This window comes from Pseudomonas sp. 8 R 14, assembly GCF_900005955.1.
GTDB classification, from domain to species: domain Bacteria; phylum Pseudomonadota; class Gammaproteobacteria; order Pseudomonadales; family Pseudomonadaceae; genus Aquipseudomonas; species Aquipseudomonas marginalis.
This window is the reverse complement of sequence record NZ_CVTH01000075.1, coordinates 155,624-172,785: the sequence shown is the minus strand read 5'-3', so window position 1 is coordinate 172,785 and position 17,162 is coordinate 155,624. Positions and strand designations below refer to the sequence as shown.

General features: G+C 60.0%; 18 protein-coding genes. 7 read left to right on the top strand and 11 right to left on the bottom strand.

Going from position 1 to position 17,162, the window contains the following annotated elements; translation table 11 throughout:
* Positions 1 to 255: 255 nt before the first annotated feature.
* Positions 256 to 696 (bottom strand): PA3611 family quorum-sensing-regulated virulence factor, encoded by a 441-nt coding sequence (locus BFQ01_RS19365; protein ID WP_027604548.1) that lies wholly within the window; start codon positions 694 to 696, stop codon positions 256 to 258.
* Positions 697 to 875: 179 nt separating this feature from the next.
* Between BFQ01_RS19365 and BFQ01_RS19360 the strand changes: the two genes are divergently transcribed.
* The 3 genes from BFQ01_RS19360 (at position 876) to BFQ01_RS19345 (ending at position 2,936) form a co-directional block, all read left to right on the top strand.
* Positions 876 to 1,595 carry a tRNA-uridine aminocarboxypropyltransferase gene (locus tag BFQ01_RS19360; protein WP_065926512.1) on the top strand — a complete coding sequence of 240 codons (720 nt, stop codon included), beginning with the start codon at positions 876 to 878 and terminating at the stop codon, positions 1,593 to 1,595.
* 252 nt (positions 1,596 to 1,847) lie between these two features.
* Positions 1,848 to 2,498 carry a response regulator transcription factor ErdR gene (erdR, locus tag BFQ01_RS19350; RefSeq protein ID WP_065926510.1) on the top strand — a complete coding sequence of 217 codons (651 nt, stop codon included), beginning with the start codon at positions 1,848 to 1,850 and terminating at the stop codon, positions 2,496 to 2,498.
* A gap of 75 nt (positions 2,499 to 2,573) precedes the next feature.
* Entirely contained in the window at positions 2,574 to 2,936 is a 363-nt protein-coding gene (locus BFQ01_RS19345) for a diacylglycerol kinase (RefSeq protein ID WP_065926509.1), read from the top strand.
* Positions 2,937 to 2,939: 3 nt separating this feature from the next.
* Here the strand turns inward: BFQ01_RS19345 and BFQ01_RS19340 are convergent, their stop codons facing one another.
* Positions 2,940 to 3,866 (bottom strand): LysR family transcriptional regulator, encoded by a 927-nt coding sequence (locus BFQ01_RS19340; protein WP_027604543.1) that lies wholly within the window; start codon positions 3,864 to 3,866, stop codon positions 2,940 to 2,942.
* A 124-nt stretch (positions 3,867 to 3,990) separates the two neighbouring features.
* Between BFQ01_RS19340 and fpr the strand changes: the two genes are divergently transcribed.
* Positions 3,991 to 4,770 (top strand): ferredoxin-NADP reductase, encoded by a 780-nt coding sequence (fpr, locus tag BFQ01_RS19335; protein ID WP_003172178.1) that lies wholly within the window; start codon positions 3,991 to 3,993, stop codon positions 4,768 to 4,770.
* A gap of 115 nt (positions 4,771 to 4,885) precedes the next feature.
* Here fpr and tsaA read toward each other — a convergent pair whose 3' ends face one another.
* From tsaA to BFQ01_RS19300, 7 genes are all read right to left on the bottom strand, one after another.
* Positions 4,886 to 5,581 (bottom strand): tRNA (N6-threonylcarbamoyladenosine(37)-N6)-methyltransferase TrmO, encoded by a 696-nt coding sequence (gene tsaA, locus BFQ01_RS19330; RefSeq protein ID WP_065926508.1) that lies wholly within the window; start codon positions 5,579 to 5,581, stop codon positions 4,886 to 4,888.
* A gap of 70 nt (positions 5,582 to 5,651) precedes the next feature.
* Positions 5,652 to 6,113, bottom strand: a complete 462-nt coding sequence (locus tag BFQ01_RS19325) for a DUF1456 family protein (RefSeq protein ID WP_065926507.1) — start codon at positions 6,111 to 6,113, stop codon at positions 5,652 to 5,654.
* Between the two features lie 69 nt (positions 6,114 to 6,182).
* Positions 6,183 to 6,893 (bottom strand): rRNA pseudouridine synthase, encoded by a 711-nt coding sequence (locus tag BFQ01_RS19320; protein ID WP_027604539.1) that lies wholly within the window; start codon positions 6,891 to 6,893, stop codon positions 6,183 to 6,185.
* Between the two features lie 71 nt (positions 6,894 to 6,964).
* Positions 6,965 to 7,438, bottom strand: a complete 474-nt coding sequence (locus BFQ01_RS19315) for a GNAT family N-acetyltransferase (RefSeq protein WP_065926506.1) — start codon at positions 7,436 to 7,438, stop codon at positions 6,965 to 6,967.
* Between the two features lie 99 nt (positions 7,439 to 7,537).
* Positions 7,538 to 8,878, bottom strand: coding sequence for a 30S ribosomal protein S12 methylthiotransferase RimO (gene rimO / locus BFQ01_RS19310; RefSeq protein WP_065926505.1), 1,341 nt, complete (start codon positions 8,876 to 8,878; stop codon positions 7,538 to 7,540).
* A 169-nt stretch (positions 8,879 to 9,047) separates the two neighbouring features.
* Complete coding sequence (locus tag BFQ01_RS32600) at positions 9,048 to 9,251, bottom strand: type II toxin-antitoxin system YafQ family toxin (protein ID WP_065926504.1); 204 nt, start codon at positions 9,249 to 9,251, stop codon at positions 9,048 to 9,050.
* A gap of 75 nt (positions 9,252 to 9,326) precedes the next feature.
* Entirely contained in the window at positions 9,327 to 9,617 is a 291-nt protein-coding gene (locus BFQ01_RS19300; protein ID WP_065926503.1) for a type II toxin-antitoxin system RelB/DinJ family antitoxin, read from the bottom strand.
* Positions 9,618 to 9,984: 367 nt separating this feature from the next.
* Here BFQ01_RS19300 and BFQ01_RS19295 point away from each other — a divergent pair, with 367 nt between their 5' ends.
* From BFQ01_RS19295 to BFQ01_RS19285, 3 genes are all read left to right on the top strand, one after another.
* Positions 9,985 to 11,886 (top strand): potassium transporter Kup, encoded by a 1,902-nt coding sequence (locus BFQ01_RS19295; RefSeq protein WP_027604535.1) that lies wholly within the window; start codon positions 9,985 to 9,987, stop codon positions 11,884 to 11,886.
* A 236-nt stretch (positions 11,887 to 12,122) separates the two neighbouring features.
* On the top strand, positions 12,123 to 13,229 hold the full coding sequence (locus BFQ01_RS19290) for an NADH:flavin oxidoreductase/NADH oxidase (protein WP_065926502.1): 1,107 nt from the start codon (positions 12,123 to 12,125) through the stop codon (positions 13,227 to 13,229).
* A gap of 270 nt (positions 13,230 to 13,499) precedes the next feature.
* The gene (locus tag BFQ01_RS19285; RefSeq protein WP_065926501.1) at positions 13,500 to 13,685 is read left to right on the top strand and encodes a hypothetical protein; all 186 of its coding nucleotides are present in this window, start codon (positions 13,500 to 13,502) and stop codon (positions 13,683 to 13,685) included.
* Positions 13,686 to 13,732: 47 nt separating this feature from the next.
* Here BFQ01_RS19285 and BFQ01_RS19280 read toward each other — a convergent pair whose 3' ends face one another.
* Both BFQ01_RS19280 and BFQ01_RS19275 read right to left on the bottom strand, forming a co-directional pair.
* Complete coding sequence (locus tag BFQ01_RS19280; RefSeq protein WP_065926500.1) at positions 13,733 to 15,358, bottom strand: glucan biosynthesis protein D; 1,626 nt, start codon at positions 15,356 to 15,358, stop codon at positions 13,733 to 13,735.
* A 361-nt stretch (positions 15,359 to 15,719) separates the two neighbouring features.
* Complete coding sequence (locus BFQ01_RS19275) at positions 15,720 to 17,144, bottom strand: gamma-aminobutyraldehyde dehydrogenase (protein ID WP_065926499.1); 1,425 nt, start codon at positions 17,142 to 17,144, stop codon at positions 15,720 to 15,722.
* Positions 17,145 to 17,162: the final 18 nt, after the last annotated feature.

The window sequence follows — 17,162 nt, the reverse complement described above, 5'->3', positions numbered from 1 at the left end:
CTGTATATTCCTTGTGATTTAAAAAACCTTTGCACTGCACGTCACAGGAGGGCAACCCTCTTTTGCCCTGGAAATGTTACAGAACGGCGTGGAAGCCGTGATGAACGGGCGGTCGGGATGACTTGATCATGGGCCGAAAAACCCTTGGCTGGCAACCGCTTATTGGTCACTCAGCAGGGAGTTTAGCCGCCTGCAGGGAAATGAAGCAGGGGAGTGCGCGCTACTGGACAGCAGCGCGCGAAGGGCAAGCGAAGATTACTTTTTCTTCTTGGCGGCAGCCGGTGCCGGGCAATCCGCTTCCACGAATTTCACCGATGCCACAGGACGATTGGTCTTGTTCTCGGTGATTTCATAGCGCATCACTGCGCCCTTGGCCATCAGCTCGCGATAACCTTTGTTCAGGCACACGCTTTGCCCCAGCTGGAAGTACACCGCCTTGGGGTTGGCGCGCATCTGTTCGGCGCGATCAGGCAATACGCTGAGGTGATCAATCAGTTGCATGCCCTCAACGGTGTAGGCCACTTCCAGGGTTTTTTCGTCGATTTCCCGCGGCAGGTCCTTGTTGCTTTCAGTCGCGACGCTTTGCAGCTTCCGGTTCATTTGGGCCTCCAGCAGCGAGGCCGCCTGGGCGCCCACGGGCAGTACCAGCGCAAGTGCGATGGATGGGGCGGCAAGACGCAGCATGGAACGCAGCATGAAACTCTCCTGATTCGGTTACTGGTGCATAGACCAGCCACTGCGCTGTGCGTTCAGTGGCGCGCAATTATAGGTGACCCCTTGCCACTACAGCCAGGCGTATCGCTGGTAAACTGCGGTCACTTCAGCCTTCCACGAGTTTTCTCCGTGTCGATCTACCCCTCTGTACGGCGCATCCGATGAGCCATGCCGTCTCCCGCCTGCGCACACAGCGCCTGGCACGCGCGATCAAGCCCTTCGTCAATCGAGGCTCACGTGCTGAACGCTGCCCCGGCTGCCGGGTCATCCCCGAGTATTGCCTGTGCGCCTGGCGCCCCCAGGTCGCGGCCAGGTCCGCCATGTGCCTGCTGATGCACGATGTCGAACCGATGAAACCCAGCAACACCGGCTGGCTGATCGCCGACGTGGTCGAGGACACCACGGCATTCGCCTGGTCGCGCACCGAAGTCGACCCGGATTTGCTCACCCTGCTAGCTGACCCGCAGTGGCAGCCCTACATCGTGTTCCCCGGCGAATTCGTGGCGCCCGAGCGTGTCGTCAGTACCGTGACGGTGGCAGAAGGCAGGCGCCCGCTGTTCATCCTGCTGGATGGCACCTGGAGCGAAGCGCGCAAGATGTTCCGCAAGAGTCCCTATCTGGAGTATCTGCCGGTATTGAGCCTGGCGCCTGAGCAGCTTTCGCGCTACAAACTGCGCCGCTCCAAGCGTGATGACCATTTCTGCACCGCCGAAGTCGCCGCCCTGTGCCTGGAACTGGCCGATGACACCGCTGCCAGCGAAGTGCTGGACGCCTACCTCGACGTATTCAGCACCCATTACCTGGCCGCCAAGTTCCAGCTGCCATTGGACCCGACCGACAGCGTCCATACTCGTCTTGCACCCTATATAGCCACGCTATAGCCAGACGACGTTTGCATGATGGCACCGTAAACCTGCATGCCGCTAAAATGCCCATGGGCGTAGTGCTTGACCCCCCAGGCTGCGCTGGGCATGCTGAGCGCCGATTGGGGTGCAACCGTGAGTTTTCGACGTCGTTCCAAGTGCTTTTGACGTTGAACGTACCCTGTGGCGATGGCTGCCTGGCCGTCGCCTTGTGTATTGGTGAACCCCGAACCCATCGGGGCTGCCATAAAAAACAGGATCATTTAATCAATGGCCACATACGAAATCCTGATAGCCGATGACCACCCGCTGTTTCGCAGTGCGCTCCATCAGGCCGTGACCCTGGGCCTTGGCCCGGACGTGCGCCTGGTTGAAGTGGCCAGCATTGCCGAGCTGGAAGCCCGCCTTACCGAAAAATCCGATTGGGACCTGGTGCTGCTCGACCTGAACATGCCCGGCGCCTACGGTTTTTCGGGGCTGGTGCTCCTGCGTGGGCAATACCCGCAGATCCCCGTGGTGATGGTCTCTGCCCAGGAAGATGCCGACGTGGTGGTGCGTTCCAAGGAGTTTGGCGCCAGCGGCTTCATTCCAAAGTCCAGCGCGATGGAAGATATTCAGAAGGCCGTGCGCGCAGTGTTGGACGGTGATGTGTCCTGGCCGCCGCAAGCGTTTGAACACATCAACGTGTCCGACGAAGCCAAGGCCGCCCGTGATGGCTTGGCCAGCCTGACACCCCAGCAGTTTCGAGTGCTGACCATGGTCTGCGAAGGTTTGCTGAACAAGCAGATCGCCTATGAGCTGAGTGTGTCGGAAGCGACCATCAAGGCTCATGTCACGGCAATCTTTCGCAAATTGGGGGTGCGTACGCGGACCCAGGCGGCGCTGCTCTTGCAACAACTTGAGTCAATTGCTCAGCATTAAGTTGTTACCGATTCACGCTTTTTTGACTTTGCGTGATCTAGTTTCCCCACTCCTTTGGTTCAGTTGCCTACGTCTATGTCGCCTTTCAAGGGTCAAACCGGTCTCAAACGTATCTTCAATGCAGGGGGCTATTCCCTGGATGGCCTGCGCGCGGCTTTCACCGGTGAGGCGGCGTTCCGTCAACTGGTCTTGTTGAACGTCATCCTGATCCCGCTGAGTTTTTTCCTGCACGTCAGCCGTGTTGAGCGCGCGCTGCTGATTGCGGTGTGCCTGTTGGCCTTGATCGTTGAATTGCTCAATTCGGCGGTAGAAGCGGCGATCGACCGTATTTCCCTCGACCGCCACCCCCTGTCGAAAAACGCCAAGGACATGGGCAGCGCCGCGCAATTTGTGGCACTGACCATGATCACCCTGGTGTGGGCCGTGATTCTGACCTGACGATCAGGCAATGCTCGGCAGCACGATCTCGTCGCTGCGCTGAACCCCGGCAGTGAAGGCGCGGCACAGCTCCAGGAACTCGCGCATGGCGGAGGTCTGGTATTTCTGTTTATGCCAGATGAAGTAGAACTGCCGGGCCAGGTCCAGGTCCGGGGTTTCTACCGGCACCAGGCTGCCACGGCGAAATGCATCGCGCAGCGCCAGCCGAGAAATACACCCAATGCCCAAACCCGATTCCACCGCCCGTTTGATCGCCTCGGTGTGCTCCAGCTCCAGGCGGATATTCAGCGCGCTGCGGTGATGGCGCATGGCCTGGTCAAAGGTCAGGCGCGTGCCGGAGCCTTGTTCCCGCAGGATCCAGGCCTCATGGGTCAACTCTTCCAGGGTGGCCACGCCGCGTTTGGCCAAGTGGTGCTGAGGCGCGCAAAACACCACCAGCTCATCTTCCACCCAGGTTTGCACCTCGATATCCGGGTGGCTGCAGTCGCCTTCGATTAGACCCAGGTCAATTTCGTAGTGCGCAACCTGGTGCACGATATTGGCAGTGTTCTGCACATGCAGCTTCACCTGGCTTTCGGGGTGCTGCTGCATGAAGCTGCCGATCAGCAGGGTGGCCAGGTAATTGCCAATGGTCAGGGTAGCGCCGACCGCCAGGGAGCCGAAGCCGGACTTACCGTTGAGCAGGTCTTCGATCTCCTTGGCCTGGTCCAACAGCGCCACCGCTTGAGGCAACAGCTGATGGCCCAAGGCGTTGAGACTCAGGCGCTTGCCGGCACGGTCGAATAATTGGCAGCTGGATTGGCGCTCCAGCTCGGTAATCGAGGTGCTGGCGGCGGATTGAGATAAGGCCAGAAGGCCAGCAGCGCGAGAGACGCTTTCCTGCTGGGCGACGGCGACGAAGACTTGCAGTTGACGGAGAGTAAATCGCATATCGATATAACCGATAACCCTTATCTTAATAATCCAGTTAACAGATATTGTCGCCGCCATTAGAATGCTGTGCAATTGCGCACTTCATCTTTGGCGCAGACCCATTTCCAGGAGTCCCCCGTACATGAGCAACATGAACCACGAGCGTGTCCTCAGTGTTCATCACTGGAACGACACTCTGTTCAGCTTCAAGTGCACCCGCGATCCGGGCCTGCGCTTCGAGAACGGTCAGTTCGTGATGATCGGCCTGCAACAGCCCAACGGCCGCCCGCTCATGCGCGCTTACTCCATTGCCAGCCCGAACTGGGAAGAGCATCTGGAGTTCTTCAGCATCAAGGTGCCGGATGGCCCGCTGACTTCCCAATTGCAGCACTTGAAGGAAGGCGACGAGATCATCATCAGCAAAAAACCGACAGGCACCCTGGTGCTTGACGATTTGAAGCCGGGCAAACACCTCTACCTGCTCAGCACCGGTACTGGCCTTGCTCCGTTCATGAGCGTGATCCAGGACCCGGAAACCTACGAGCGCTTTGAAAAAGTGATCCTGTGCCACGGCGTGCGCTACGTCAACGAAGTCGCTTACCGCGAATTCATCACCGAGCACCTGCCGCAGAACGAATTCTTCGGCGAGGCCCTGCGTGAGAAGCTGATCTACTACCCGACCGTGACCCGCGAGCCGTTCGAAAACGAAGGCCGCCTGACCGACCTGATGCGCAGCGGCAAGCTGTTCAGCGACATCGGCCTGCCACCGATCAACCCCGAGGACGACCGCGCCATGTTGTGCGGCAGCCCAAGCATGTTGGACGAGACCAGCGAAGTGCTGAACAGCTTCGGCCTGAAAGTTTCGCCACGCATGCGTGAGCCGGGTGATTACTTGATCGAGCGCGCGTTCGTCGAGAAATAACTGCGGTAAAAAATGTGGGAGGGGGCTTGCTCCGATGGCGATGGGTCAGTCGATATACACGTTGACTGATCCACCACCATCGGGAGCAAGCCCCCTCCCACATTGGGTTTCCGGTTTATCCCGCTGGCACCACTTCCAACACACAAATCATCCCGGCCTCTGGATAGTGCCAGCGCACATCCACATCCCAGAACTGCGCCCCGTATTCGCGTTCAGGCCCTGGCGTCTGGTATGCCGGCCGTGGATCCTGTGCCAGACACTGGTCGATCAACTCCACCAACGGTTCCCCAAGGCGCTGGGCGTGGCCTTGTGCCTGCTGCAGTGCGCTCTTCAGCCACTGCACGGGAATCAGCTGCGGCGCACCACTGGCGATGCTGTTGGTGGCTGTGTCGATGATGTCGGCGTAGGGCACATACGGCTTGATATCCAATACCGGGGTGCCATCGAGCAAATCGATCCCGGAGATCCACAGCCGGCCTGGCTCCACCTTGTCCAGCTTGACCACTGACTGGCCAATCCCGTTGGGCCGATGAGTCGCGCGGGTCGCAAACACGCCCATGGACGTGTTGCCGCCCAGGCGGGGCGGGCGCACTTTCAGGCGGGGCTTGTCCTCCAGGGCCTGGTGGAACAGAAACAACAGCCACACATGGCTGACCTGCTCCAGGCCCTGTACCGCCTCGCCCTGGTCGAACGGCGCCACCAACTCCAGCACGCCCCGCGCGGCAGGCGCCAGTTGCGGTTGGCGCGGAATGGCGAACTTCTCCTTGAAGCAGGAGCGTACGAAACCGACGGGCGAGACCTGGTAGGCCATGACTGGAGCCTCAAGTTGCAAGCCGCAAGCCACAAGCTTTTAACTTGCAGCTTGAAGCTTATGGCTGTTCTTAAGCTCTGACGCGCAGCGTCAGGCCCTTGAGGAAGTTACGCAGCAACTGGTCGCCACAGGTGCGGTAGTTGGTGTGGCCGAACTTGCGGAACAGCGCGCTCAGCTCAGGCTTGGACACCGGGAATTCGGCAGCCTTGAGGATGGCGTGCATGTCGTCCTCCTTCAGTTCGAAGGCCACACGCAGTTTCTTGAGGATGATGTTGTTGGTCACCGGGGTTTCGATCGGCTGCGGCGGACGGCTTTCGTCCTTGCCGCGCTTGAAGATCACCAGGCCATCGAGGAAGTGGGCCATGACCTCATCCGGACAGAACACAAAGCCTTCTTCCTCGTCTTTCTTGAGGTAGGTCAGCAGGTCTTCCTTGGTCACGTCCATGCCGCCGAGCTTGATAAGCTCGACCATCTTGTTGTCGCTGATGTCGAGCATGTAGCGCACGCTGCGCAGTACGTCGTTGTGAATCATGGTGGGCAATCCTGGTTTTCAACGGTGGGCGCCGCCGGGTGGGGCGGTGCCTGGAAAGGGGGAGGCTGTTTAGAACTTTTCTTTGCCGGACAGATAACGCCATTGGCCAACCGGCACTTTGCCGATGGACACGCCGCCGATGCGAATGCGGCGGATAGCCACGACTTTCAGGCCAACGGCTTCGCAGAACAGGGCGATCACGCCTGGTTGCGGGTTTTTCATCGCAAATCGCAGGCGATTTTCGTTCTGCCAGCTGGCTTTTACGGCTGGCAGCTCTTTGCCTTTGTAGGTCAGGCCGTGGTTCAGGCGGTTGAGGCCGTGGGCAACCATGTCGCCTTCAACCTCCACCACGTATTCCTGCTCGATCTTGGCGGCATCGGCGGTCAACTTGCGCAGGATCTTCCAGTCCTGGGTAAACACCAGCAGGCCGCTGGCCTTGGCCTGCAGGTCGGCGCTGGCGGTCAGGCGCAGGAAGTGGCCCTTGAGCGGACGCTTGCTGAAGCGGTGTTCCTCCGAGAGGGTTTCGGCGCTGATCGAGGCCATTGCCGTCTCGGCATCGACACCAACCGGGGCGTGGAACAGGATGGTCACCGGCTCTGGCGCAGTGGCCTTGGCCTCCGGGTCCAGTTCGACCTTCTGGGTGGTGATCTTGAATTGCGGCTCGTCGATCACTTCACCGTCCACCGAGACCCAGCCGCCTTCGATAAACAGCTCAGCCTCCCGACGGGAGCAACCGACCAGTTCGATAAGGCGTTTGGAGAGGCGTATGGGGTCAGTCATGACAAGGGCCGTAACAAAAGGGGGCGGCTATTGTACCTGTGTGGGCGCGGTTAATCCCGGCCCCATTTCATTTAGCCCTGACGGGCGTTTTGTTGTTGCTGGCGCAGGCGCAGGTGCAGCAACGGATAGGGCTGGCCCAGGCCGTCATGCTCGGTGCGTCCGACCACTTCGAAACCCTGCTTGAAATAGAACCCCAAGGCTTGGGGATTCTGCTCGTTAACGTCGAGTTCGTCGGCGTTCATGCGCTCGATTGCATAACGCAGCAACTGCCGGCCGAGGCCTTGCCCGCGGTATTGCGGGTCGATAAACAGCATCTCCACCTTACCGCACGCCACCCCGGCAAACCCGGTAATACGCTGGCGTGCGTCTTTGGTGCAGATCAGCATCACCGAATCCAGGTAGCGGGTCAGCAGCAGGTTTTTCAGCAATATGATGTAACTGTCCGGCAAAAAATCATGGGTGGCCCGCACCGAGGCCTCCCAGATGCGCGCCAACTCCGCGTAGTCGCTGGCTTTAGGTGTGTGGATAACCGAATGCTGACGCATGCCCGCTGCCCCTTGCGATGATTGGCGCTGATGGGCAAAAGATAGACCTAAAAAAGCCCCGCATCTTGTCCAGAAGCAGGGCTTTTCAAGTTTTTTCGATCAGTCGCGCTTTTCAGCCCACAGATCGTACTCATCAGCGTCGGTCACGGTGCACCAGACCTTGTCACCCGGCTTCAAGCCGCTGGCATCGTCGATAAACACGTTACCGTCGATTTCCGGTGCATCGAAGAAGCAACGGCCGACTGCGCCTTGCTCGTCGACTTCGTCGATCAGCACTTCGATTTCCTTGCCGATACGCAGTTGCAGGCGCGCCGAGCTGATTGCCTGTTGGTGCGCCATGAAGCGCTCCCAACGGTCCTGCTTGACGTCATCCGGGACCACGGCCAGGTCCAGCAGGTTGGCCGGGGCACCTTCCACGGGCGAGTACTGGAAGCAACCCACACGGTCCAGTTGCGCGTCGGTCAGCCAGTCCAGCAGGTACTGGAAGTCTTCTTCGGTTTCGCCGGGGAAGCCGACGATGAAGGTCGAACGGATGATCAGCTCGGGGCAGATCTCGCGCCAGTTCTTGATGCGCGCCAGGGTCTTGTCTTCGAAGGCTGGGCGTTTCATGGCCTTGAGCACTTTCGGGCTGGCGTGCTGGAACGGGATGTCCAGGTACGGCAGGATCTTGCCGGCGGCCATCAACGGGATCAGCTCGTCCACGTGCGGGTACGGGTAGACGTAGTGCAGGCGCACCCACACGCCCAGGCTGCTGAGGGCTTCGCAGAGTTCGGTCATGCGGGTTTTCACCGGCGCGCCGTTCCAGAAGCCGGTGCGGTATTTCACGTCGACGCCGTAGGCGCTGGTGTCCTGGGAGATCACCAGCAGCTCCTTGACGCCGGATTTGACCAGGCGCTGGGCCTCGTCGAGTACGTCACCCACCGGACGGCTGACCAGCTTGCCGCGCATCGACGGGATGATGCAGAAGCTGCAGCTGTGGTTGCAGCCTTCGGAAATCTTCAGGTACGCATAGTGACGCGGGGTCAGCTTGATGCCTTGGGGCGGTACCAGGTCGATCAGCGGGTTGTGATCCTGGCGCGGCGGCACTACGTCGTGCACGGCATTGACCACTTGCTCGTACTGCTGCGGGCCGGTCACGGCCAGTACGCTGGGGTGCACGTTGCGGATATTGCCTTCTTCCACACCCATGCAGCCGGTCACGATGACCTTGCCGTTTTCCTTGATGGCTTCGCCGATCACTTCCAGGGACTCTGCCTTGGCCGAGTCGATAAAGCCGCAGGTGTTGACCACCACCACATCGGCGTCCTGGTAAGTGGACACCACGTCATAGCCTTCCATGCGCAGTTGCGTGAGGATGCGTTCGGAATCGACGAGCGCCTTCGGGCAACCCAGGGAAACAAAGCCAACCTTGGGGTTGGCTTTTGCGATGGTGGTGGACATGTCTAACCTCGGTATTGAATGACGCCGCCAGTCGGGCACGACAGGGCTGCGGACGGGCGCTTGCCGCGCCTCTGATCAAAAAGTGCGCAATTCTAGCGACGGGCAACGCACTTGACCAGCTTTATGCAGGGAAATGCGACGAGTGCTGCGTCATTCGATTCGCCAATCACTACGCGAACAATTCCGCGTGACTCCCCAAGTCCACAAAGGTGGTCAGGTCAGCCCGCGATTGTTCATAAATCATCAGAAAATCACCGCCGATGTGGCACTCTCTGAAACCGTCCCAATTCCCGGTAAGCGCATGGTCTCGATACTCGGCGGGTAGTTGTTCGCCTAAAAAAAGCATCACCATCACCACCCGGACCTCATTCATATCCCGACGCCCGGCACGTTTGTAGCGTTCCCAGACTTTTTAAACTCAGGCGTCTGCGCGCATTGTTTTGGCAGGTCAGCGCGCTTTTGTTTCTTCTCCTCTTTCGCCATCAGTGTCCCTTAGCATGTCGTCGATCGAGTCAAACTGGCGACGTATCGCATGCGCTTGTGCCATGGCACGAGCGGTTTTCTGCGAAGGAACCCGCACCTCAAACGGTATTCCCTGTGTTGTCACGACCTGGCGGAGGAAAAGACGCATGGCGTCACTGAGGCTAAGCCCACAGGCATTGAGCACAGCAGTGGCACGCTCCTTCAAATCCTCATCGATGCGGCATCGCACGTCAGTAGTCTTCAGTAATGCAGGCATATCATGACTCCCTCTCAAAGTTGTAGCTACGTTGTGGCTACAGCCAGAGTATGAGACAGCCCATCAAATTTGATCAAACGCTTTTTGTTCCCAGCACGCCGCTATGCAACCCATGCGTCGGAAATCGCGAAGTCCGTAAAAAGCGAAAAACCTAGCGTGGGAACTAAATGACGTCAATGCAGGCAAAAAGACTCCAGCTTTATGCAGGGAAATACGACGACTGCTGCGCTATGCTTCGCGCCGTTGCGCACGGGGAAAACCCTTGGGTCAATAAAACGTCTGTTACGAGAAGTAAAACAGCGCATGCTAGGGTCAGCTTAGACGCGCTGTTTATAAGAGACCTCAGGTCAAAGGGCAGGAGTGGTTGATGGGTCAGGCAAGTAGTCAGGCAGCAGGTGCCGAGCATTCCAACGCAAAGCCGATCGGCATGCTGGTGGCAGCGGTCGGGGTGGTTTACGGCGATATCGGGACCAGCCCGCTCTATACCCTCAAAGAGGTGTTCAACGGCGGTTATGGGGTGCAGGTCAACCATGACGGTGTGCTGGGGATCCTGGCGCTGATCTTCTGGTCGTTGATCTGGGTGGTGTCGATCAAGTACATGCTGTTCGTGCTGCGCGCCGATAACCAGGGCGAAGGCGGCATCATGGCCCTGACCGCGTTGGCGCGAAGGGCGGCGGGGGAGCGCAAGAAGTTACGCAGTTTCCTCGTGGTGTGCGGCCTGTGCGGTGCTGCGCTGTTCTATGGCGACAGCATGATTACCCCGGCGATTTCGGTGCTGTCGGCCATTGAAGGCCTGGAGCTGGCGTTCGACGGCCTGGAAAAATGGGTGGTGCCGATCGCCCTGGTGGTGCTGGTGGCGCTGTTCCTGATCCAGAAGCACGGTACCGACCGCATCGGCAAGCTGTTCGGGCCGGTGATGGTGACCTGGTTCCTGGTGCTGGGTGGCCTCGGTGTGTATGGCATTACCCTGCACCCTGAAGTGCTCAATGCCCTGAACCCGATGTGGGGCGTGCGTTTCTTCGAGGCCCACCCTGGCATTGGCGTGGCGATCCTCGGTGCGGTAGTGCTGGCGTTGACCGGTGCCGAGGCGCTGTATGCCGACATGGGCCACTTCGGCCGCAAACCCATCGCCCGCGCCTGGTTCATCCTGGTGTTGCCGGCGTTGGTGCTCAATTATTTCGGCCAGGGCGCCATGCTGCTGGGCGACCCGGAAGCCGCACGCAACCCGTTCTACCTGCTGGCGCCAAGTTGGGCGCTGATCCCGCTGGTGGTGTTGTCCACCCTGGCCACGGTGATTGCGTCCCAGGCGGTGATTTCCGGTGCGTTTTCGTTGACGCGCCAGGCGATCCAGTTGGGTTATATCCCGCGTATGCATATCCAGCACACCTCAAGCGCCGAACAGGGCCAGATCTATATCGGTGCGGTGAACTGGTCGCTGATGGTCGGCGTGATCCTGCTGGTGCTGGGTTTCGAGTCCTCCAACGCACTGGCGTCGGCCTACGGCGTGGCGGTGACGGGGACCATGCTGATGACCACCATCCTGGTGTCGGCAGTCATGCTGTTGCTGTGGAAATGGCCACCGATTCTGGCCGTACCGGTCCTGGTCTGCTGCCTGTTGGTGGACGGGCTGTACTTCGCGGCCAACGTGCCGAAGATCATCCAGGGTGGCGCCTTCCCGGTATTGGCGGGGATTGTGCTGTTCGTGCTGATGACCACCTGGAAGCGCGGCAAGCAATTGCTGGTGGACCGCCTCGACGAAGGTGGCCTGCCGTTGCCGATCTTCATCAGCAGCATCCGCGTGCAGCCGCCGCATCGCGTGCAGGGCACGGCGGTGTTCCTTACCGCGCGCCCGGACGCCGTGCCCCATGCGCTGTTGCACAACCTGTTGCATAACCAGGTGCTGCATGAACAGGTGGTGTTGCTGACAGTGGTCTACGAAGACATCCCGCGTGTCCCGGCCTCACGGCGCTTCGAGGTGGATTCCTACGGCGAAGGGTTCTTTCGCGTGATCCTGCACTTCGGCTTTACCGATGAGCCGGATGTCCCCGAAGCCTTGAAGCTGTGCCATTTGGACGGCCTGGATTTCAGTCCGATGCGCACCACGTACTTCCTCAGCCGTGAAACCGTCATCGCCTCCCGCATCAAGGGCATGGCCCGTTGGCGCGAAGCGTTGTTTGCATTCATGCTCAAGAACGCCAACGGCAACCTGCGGTTCTTCAAGCTCCCGGTCAACCGAGTGATCGAATTGGGCACCCAGGTCGAAATGTAAGCCTGCGCGGTACGGGAGCCGGCAATCGGCTCCCGCTTTACGTCTGAACCCTGTGCAATCCACGGTTGTCGACTAGGCTCTAAGCACTGTTGTGTAGGAGCGGGGGGGACGCCTGGTCCTTGCCCGCGAAAAACGTCACGGTAACGCGTTAATCCTGGATAAACGCGGCGCCTATGAGGCCTTCGCGAGCAAGCTCGTTCCTACAAAAGTGCCCAAAAGCCAAGAAGAGGTGCGCCATGAGTCAGCTGCTCGAACCCTATACCCTGCGCCAATTGACCCTGCTCAACCGCATCGCCGTGTCGCCGATGTGTCAGTACTCAAGTGTCGATGGCCTGGCCAACGACTGGCACCTCGTCCACCTCGGCAGCCGCGCGGTCGGTGGCGCCGGGCTGATATTCACCGAAGCTACCGCCGTAACCGCCGATGGCCGCATCACGGCCGAAGACCTGGGCCTGTGGAACGACGAACAGATCGAACCCCTGCGGCGCATCACACGGTTTATCGCCGCCCAGGGCGCGGTGGCGGGCATCCAGCTGGCCCATGCCGGGCGCAAGGCCAGCACCCACCGGCCATGGATCGGCAAGCACGGCAGCGTCAAGCCGCAAGACGGTGGCTGGGTGCCGGTGGGGCCGTCGCCGATTGCCTTTGACCCGCAGCACACCCAACCCAAGCCTTTGGATGAGGCGCAGATCCAGCAAGTGATCGCCGACTTTGTCGCCGCCGCCAGGCGCGCCCTGACCGCCGGTTTTGAAGTGGTGGAAATCCACGCCGCCCATGGTTACCTGCTGCATCAATTCCTCTCGCCCATCAGCAACCAGCGTCAGGACCGGTACGGCGGCTCCTTCGAGAACCGTATCCGCCTGGTGCTGCAAGTGACCCAGGCGGTGCGCGAAGCCTGGCCCCAGGAGCTGCCGCTGTTCGTGCGGGTGTCGGCCACCGACTGGGTGGAAGACGGCTGGAACCCTGATGAAACCGTGGAGCTCGCGCGCCGTCTCAAAGACCTGGGCGTGGACCTGATCGACGTGTCTTCCGGTGGCACTGCCGCCAACGCCGAAATCCCCACCGGCCCCGGTTACCAGACGCGCTTTGCCGAGCGTGTACGCAAGGAATCGGGCATCGCCACCGGCACCGTCGGCATGATCACCGAGCCGGCCCAGGCCGAGCACATCCTGCGTACCTGCCAGGCCGACATCATCTTCCTGGCGCGTGAACTGCTGCGTGACCCTTACTGGCCGTTGCATGCCGATGATGATCTGGGTGGGCGCAAGGCCATTTGGCCGGCTCAGTACCAACGAGCGACCCATCGGGACCAACCGATTCATGAGTCTGACTTGAGGGATTGATCCTGCGTCGGCGCCCTCGAAACCCACCTTGAACCGGTGGGTTTTTTTTGCCTGCTGCTGTGGGATGGGGTTGTAGGTATTTGTTACCGAAGTGATTTTTTAAGTGAATGCTCTAAAAAAATCCCACACGTAACGAGATTGTTTCTACGCTTAGGGTACGACTGATTTCTGGCCCAGGGAGTCAGTCTGTTTGTACAGCGAGGCATTGCGCTCCCCGGGAAACGGTTTGTGGGCACAGGAGTTTTTGATCGATATCAGGAGAAACAGTCCATGGCCAAGTCCTATGGTGTAGCGGGTGCGGTGGTGTCTTTTTTTACCCGCAGGGTGTCCTTGCGTGGCCGCAGGTTGAGTTCGGACGAAGCCGAATTACTGGCGCAGTATCGCGCCCTGACCGAAAGCGATCAGGTGGCGATGCGGTATCTGATTGGAGCGATGAAGAGTGTGTCGCGGTTCTGATGCTGTGCGCGAGGATCGTTCCCACGCGAGCGTGGGAACGATCTGGATCAGGTGTACTTGCGCTGCTCCGGTGCCGGCGGGAAGTACTGATACAACCAGGTTTCACTCAGGGTGCGGTCCTGGGTGCGAATAAACAGCCGCAGTTCCACCGGCTCCACGCTGTCGCTGGTCGGGTACCAGTCGAACAGGATGCGGTAGCCCTTGATGTTGTCGAGCACCAGCACGCTGAAGTCTTTCACTTCGCCGTGGGAGCAGGTCACCACCGGCTCGATCCCGGTGCCGGCCGGCAAACGGTCCAGGCCGCCGCCCTTGAAGTCCACGGCAAAGCGGCGCGCCCACACTGGCGGGTAGTGCTCGCCCGGTGCCCAACCTTCGGTAAAACCGCCCATGCCGGAACGGGTCGCGTCGACTTGCGCCAGCGGCGTGCTGACCGGGGGCAGGGCGCTCCAGTACAGCTTGTAGCCATAGTTGAGTGAGTCGCCGGCCGCCACCGGCTTTTTCGGGGTCCAGAAGGCCACGATGTTGTCCAGGGTCTCACCGGTGGTGGGGATTTCCAACAGGTCGATCGAGCCTTCGCCCCAGGCGGTGGTCGGTTCGACCCACAGGCTTGGACGCTTGCTGTACCAGTCGACGGTGTCCTGGTAGCTGGCGAACTCATGGTCGGTCTGCACCAGGCCGAAACCTTTCGGGTCGGTGTCGGCGAACGCATTGAACTGCAGCTTGGCCGGGTTATTCAACGGGCGGCAAATCCACTCGCCATTACCCCGCCACATCGCCAGGCGGTCCGAATCGTGGATCTGTGGGTGGATGGTGTCGCACATGCGGCGTTCGTGGGTGCCGCAACTGAACATGCTGGTCATGGCGGCGATGCCCAACTGTTCGATGGCGGTGCGGGCATTGATGTTGGCGTCGATGGCCATCACCACTTGGTTGGCCTGGCAGTCGATATCGAAGCGATAGGCGCCGGTGGCGCTCGGCGAGTCGAGCAGGGCGTAGACCACAAAGCGGGTCGCGTTCTTGTCCGGGGTCTCGAACCAGAACTGCGTGAAGTCGGGGAACTCCTCGCGTTTCTTCGCGTAGGTATCAATCGCCAGTCCGCGTGCGGAAAGGCCGTACTGGCCGGTGGAATCCACCGCACGGAAGTAGCTGGCGCCGAGAAACGACAGCACGTCATGGCGATCCAGTTCCGGCGCCTTGAACAACTTGAAGCCGGAGAAACCCAGGTCGCCGGTCAGCTGTTTAGTGTCGACGGTGGTTTTTTCATAATTGAACAGTGAGGGGCGGAAATGCACTTCCCGGGCTTCACGGGTCTTGGGGTCGACGCTGTGCATGCGCACCGGCGTCTTGAAGCCCATGCCTACGTGGAAGAACTGCACGTCGAGTTGGCCGTTCAATTCCTTCCACAGCGAATGGTTGCCGTCGTAGCCGATGGCGTTGAAATTCTGCGGGGTCATGGTCGCCAGGGTGGGCGGCAGCACCTGTTTGGTGTCTTTATACGCGGTTCCGGCGAGTTGTTTGGCTTGGGCCTTGAGCGTTTCAAAATCGAACGCCACGGCCTTGCCATCGGCGGCACGGTTCCCGGCCCAGGCCTGCGCGGCAAGCAGGCCGCTGGCCGATAAACCGGTGTAGGCCGCAATGGCCATGGAGGCTTTGAGCAAATTCCTGCGGTGCATAGAGACAACCTGTCGTGAGCAAATCCCGCGCCGTTCCTGGCACGTGCTGGATCAGAAATTACGGTTCGGACATGCCTTCGGCCAAACACAACGGACATTAAACAGACGCCGGATAGCTTAAGCGGTTCGATGACGTAGGAAAATTGATTGATGGCGGGGTGATTGCATTGCAAATGCGACAAGACATTTCCGACGCTGTGAGTGAACACATTACCCACGAATTATGAAGATCCAAATGTAGGAGCGAGCTTGCTCGCGAAGAACGTCAACGATAACGCGGACATTCTGATTAACCGCGGTGCTCTTGCGTTCTTCGCGAGCAAGCTCGCTCCTACAATAAAGCGTTACGGCACTTGGGCGATCAGTGCTTGAACATCACATGCCGAACCGTGGTGTAGTCCTCCAAGCCATACATGGACATATCCTTGCCATACCCCGACAGTTTCTGACCACCGTGAGGCATTTCGCTGACGAGCATGAAATGGGTGTTTACCCAGGTGCAGCCGTACTGCAAACGCGCGGCCAGGCGGTGGGCGCGTCCTACGTCGGCGGTCCATACCGACGACGCCAACCCGTAGTCCGAATCATTGGCCCAGCCCAGTACCTGCGCCTCATCGGTGAATTTGGTTACCGACACCACCGGCCCGAACACCTCGCGGCGCACGATTTCATCGTCCTGTTGCGCATCGGCGAGCACGGTCGGCTCAAAGAAGAAACCATTGCCTTCCACCGCCTTGCCACCGGTGACCAGGCGGATATGCGGCTGCGCCACGGCGCGTTCGACAACCCCGGCAACCCGGTCGCGGTGTTGCGCGGTGATCAACGGGCCCAGCTCAGTGGCCGGGTCATCCTGTAAGCCGTATTTGATGCTGGCGACCGCCGCGCCGAGCTTCTCCACAAAGGCGTCGTAGATGTCCGCCTGCGCATAAATCCGGCACGCTGCGGTGCAGTCCTGGCCGGCATTGTAGAAGCCAAAGGTACGAATGCCTTCCACCGCTGCATCGATATCCGCATCGTTGAAGATGATCACAGGCGCCTTGCCGCCCAGCTCCATATGCATGCGCTTCACGCTGTCGGCGGTGCTGGAGATGATATTCGCACCGGTGGCGATGGAACCGGTCAGCGACACCATGCGCACTTTCGGGTGGTTCACCAGCGGACTGCCCACGGTAGGCCCACGGCCGAACACCAGGTTGAGTACTCCGGCCGGGAAAATCTCCGACGCCAACTCGACCATCCGCAACGCGGTCAGCGGGGTTTGCTCCGACGGCTTGAGCACCACGGTATTGCCCGCGGCCAGGGCCGGTGCGATTTTCCAGGCGACCATCATCAGTGGGTAGTTCCACGGCGCGATGGACGCGATCACGCCCACCGGGTCGCGACGGATCATCGAGGTGTGGCCGGGCAAGTATTCACCGCCGGCCGAACCGCTCATGCAACGGCTGGCGCCAGCGAAGAAGCGGAACACGTCGGCAATCGCCGGGATCTCGTCGTTCAGCGCGGCGCTGTAGGGCTTGCCGCAGTTGTCGGATTCCAGCTTGGCCAGTTCTTCGCCGTGGGCTTCGATCACGTCGGCCAGTTTCAGCAGCAACAGCGAGCGATCCTTGGGCGCGGTTTGCGACCAGCCTTCGAAGGCCGCATCGGCGGCGCGTACGGCGGCGTCGACCTGGGCTTCGCTGGCTTCTTTGATTTCCACCAGCACGCGGCCCAATGCCGGGTTGAACACCGCTTGCGCCGGGCCTTCGCCTTCGACGAGGTGGCCGTTGATCAAGAGTTTGGTTTGCATGGTTCAGTCCTCCAAAAA

Bases quoted from the DNA above. Each gene is read 5' to 3' on its own strand.
- BFQ01_RS19365 (WP_027604548.1), bottom strand. From the start codon at position 696: ATGCTGCGTTCCATGCTGCGTCTTGCCGCCCCATCCATCGCACTTGCG.
- BFQ01_RS19360 (WP_065926512.1), top strand. From the start codon at position 876: ATGAGCCATGCCGTCTCCCGCCTGCGCACACAGCGCCTGGCACGCGCG.
- erdR (WP_065926510.1), top strand. From the start codon at position 1,848: ATGGCCACATACGAAATCCTGATAGCCGATGACCACCCGCTGTTTCGC.
- BFQ01_RS19345 (WP_065926509.1), top strand. From the start codon at position 2,574: ATGTCGCCTTTCAAGGGTCAAACCGGTCTCAAACGTATCTTCAATGCA.
- BFQ01_RS19340 (WP_027604543.1), bottom strand. From the start codon at position 3,866: ATGCGATTTACTCTCCGTCAACTGCAAGTCTTCGTCGCCGTCGCCCAG.
- fpr (WP_003172178.1), top strand. From the start codon at position 3,991: ATGAGCAACATGAACCACGAGCGTGTCCTCAGTGTTCATCACTGGAAC.
- tsaA (WP_065926508.1), bottom strand. From the start codon at position 5,581: ATGGCCTACCAGGTCTCGCCCGTCGGTTTCGTACGCTCCTGCTTCAAG.
- BFQ01_RS19325 (WP_065926507.1), bottom strand. From the start codon at position 6,113: ATGATTCACAACGACGTACTGCGCAGCGTGCGCTACATGCTCGACATC.
- BFQ01_RS19320 (WP_027604539.1), bottom strand. From the start codon at position 6,893: ATGACTGACCCCATACGCCTCTCCAAACGCCTTATCGAACTGGTCGGT.
- BFQ01_RS19315 (WP_065926506.1), bottom strand. From the start codon at position 7,438: ATGCGTCAGCATTCGGTTATCCACACACCTAAAGCCAGCGACTACGCG.
- rimO (WP_065926505.1), bottom strand. From the start codon at position 8,878: ATGTCCACCACCATCGCAAAAGCCAACCCCAAGGTTGGCTTTGTTTCC.
- BFQ01_RS32600 (WP_065926504.1), bottom strand. From the start codon at position 9,251: ATGAATGAGGTCCGGGTGGTGATGGTGATGCTTTTTTTAGGCGAACAA.
- BFQ01_RS19300 (WP_065926503.1), bottom strand. From the start codon at position 9,617: ATGCCTGCATTACTGAAGACTACTGACGTGCGATGCCGCATCGATGAG.
- BFQ01_RS19295 (WP_027604535.1), top strand. From the start codon at position 9,985: ATGGGTCAGGCAAGTAGTCAGGCAGCAGGTGCCGAGCATTCCAACGCA.
- BFQ01_RS19290 (WP_065926502.1), top strand. From the start codon at position 12,123: ATGAGTCAGCTGCTCGAACCCTATACCCTGCGCCAATTGACCCTGCTC.
- BFQ01_RS19285 (WP_065926501.1), top strand. From the start codon at position 13,500: ATGGCCAAGTCCTATGGTGTAGCGGGTGCGGTGGTGTCTTTTTTTACC.
- BFQ01_RS19280 (WP_065926500.1), bottom strand. From the start codon at position 15,358: ATGCACCGCAGGAATTTGCTCAAAGCCTCCATGGCCATTGCGGCCTAC.
- BFQ01_RS19275 (WP_065926499.1), bottom strand. From the start codon at position 17,144: ATGCAAACCAAACTCTTGATCAACGGCCACCTCGTCGAAGGCGAAGGC.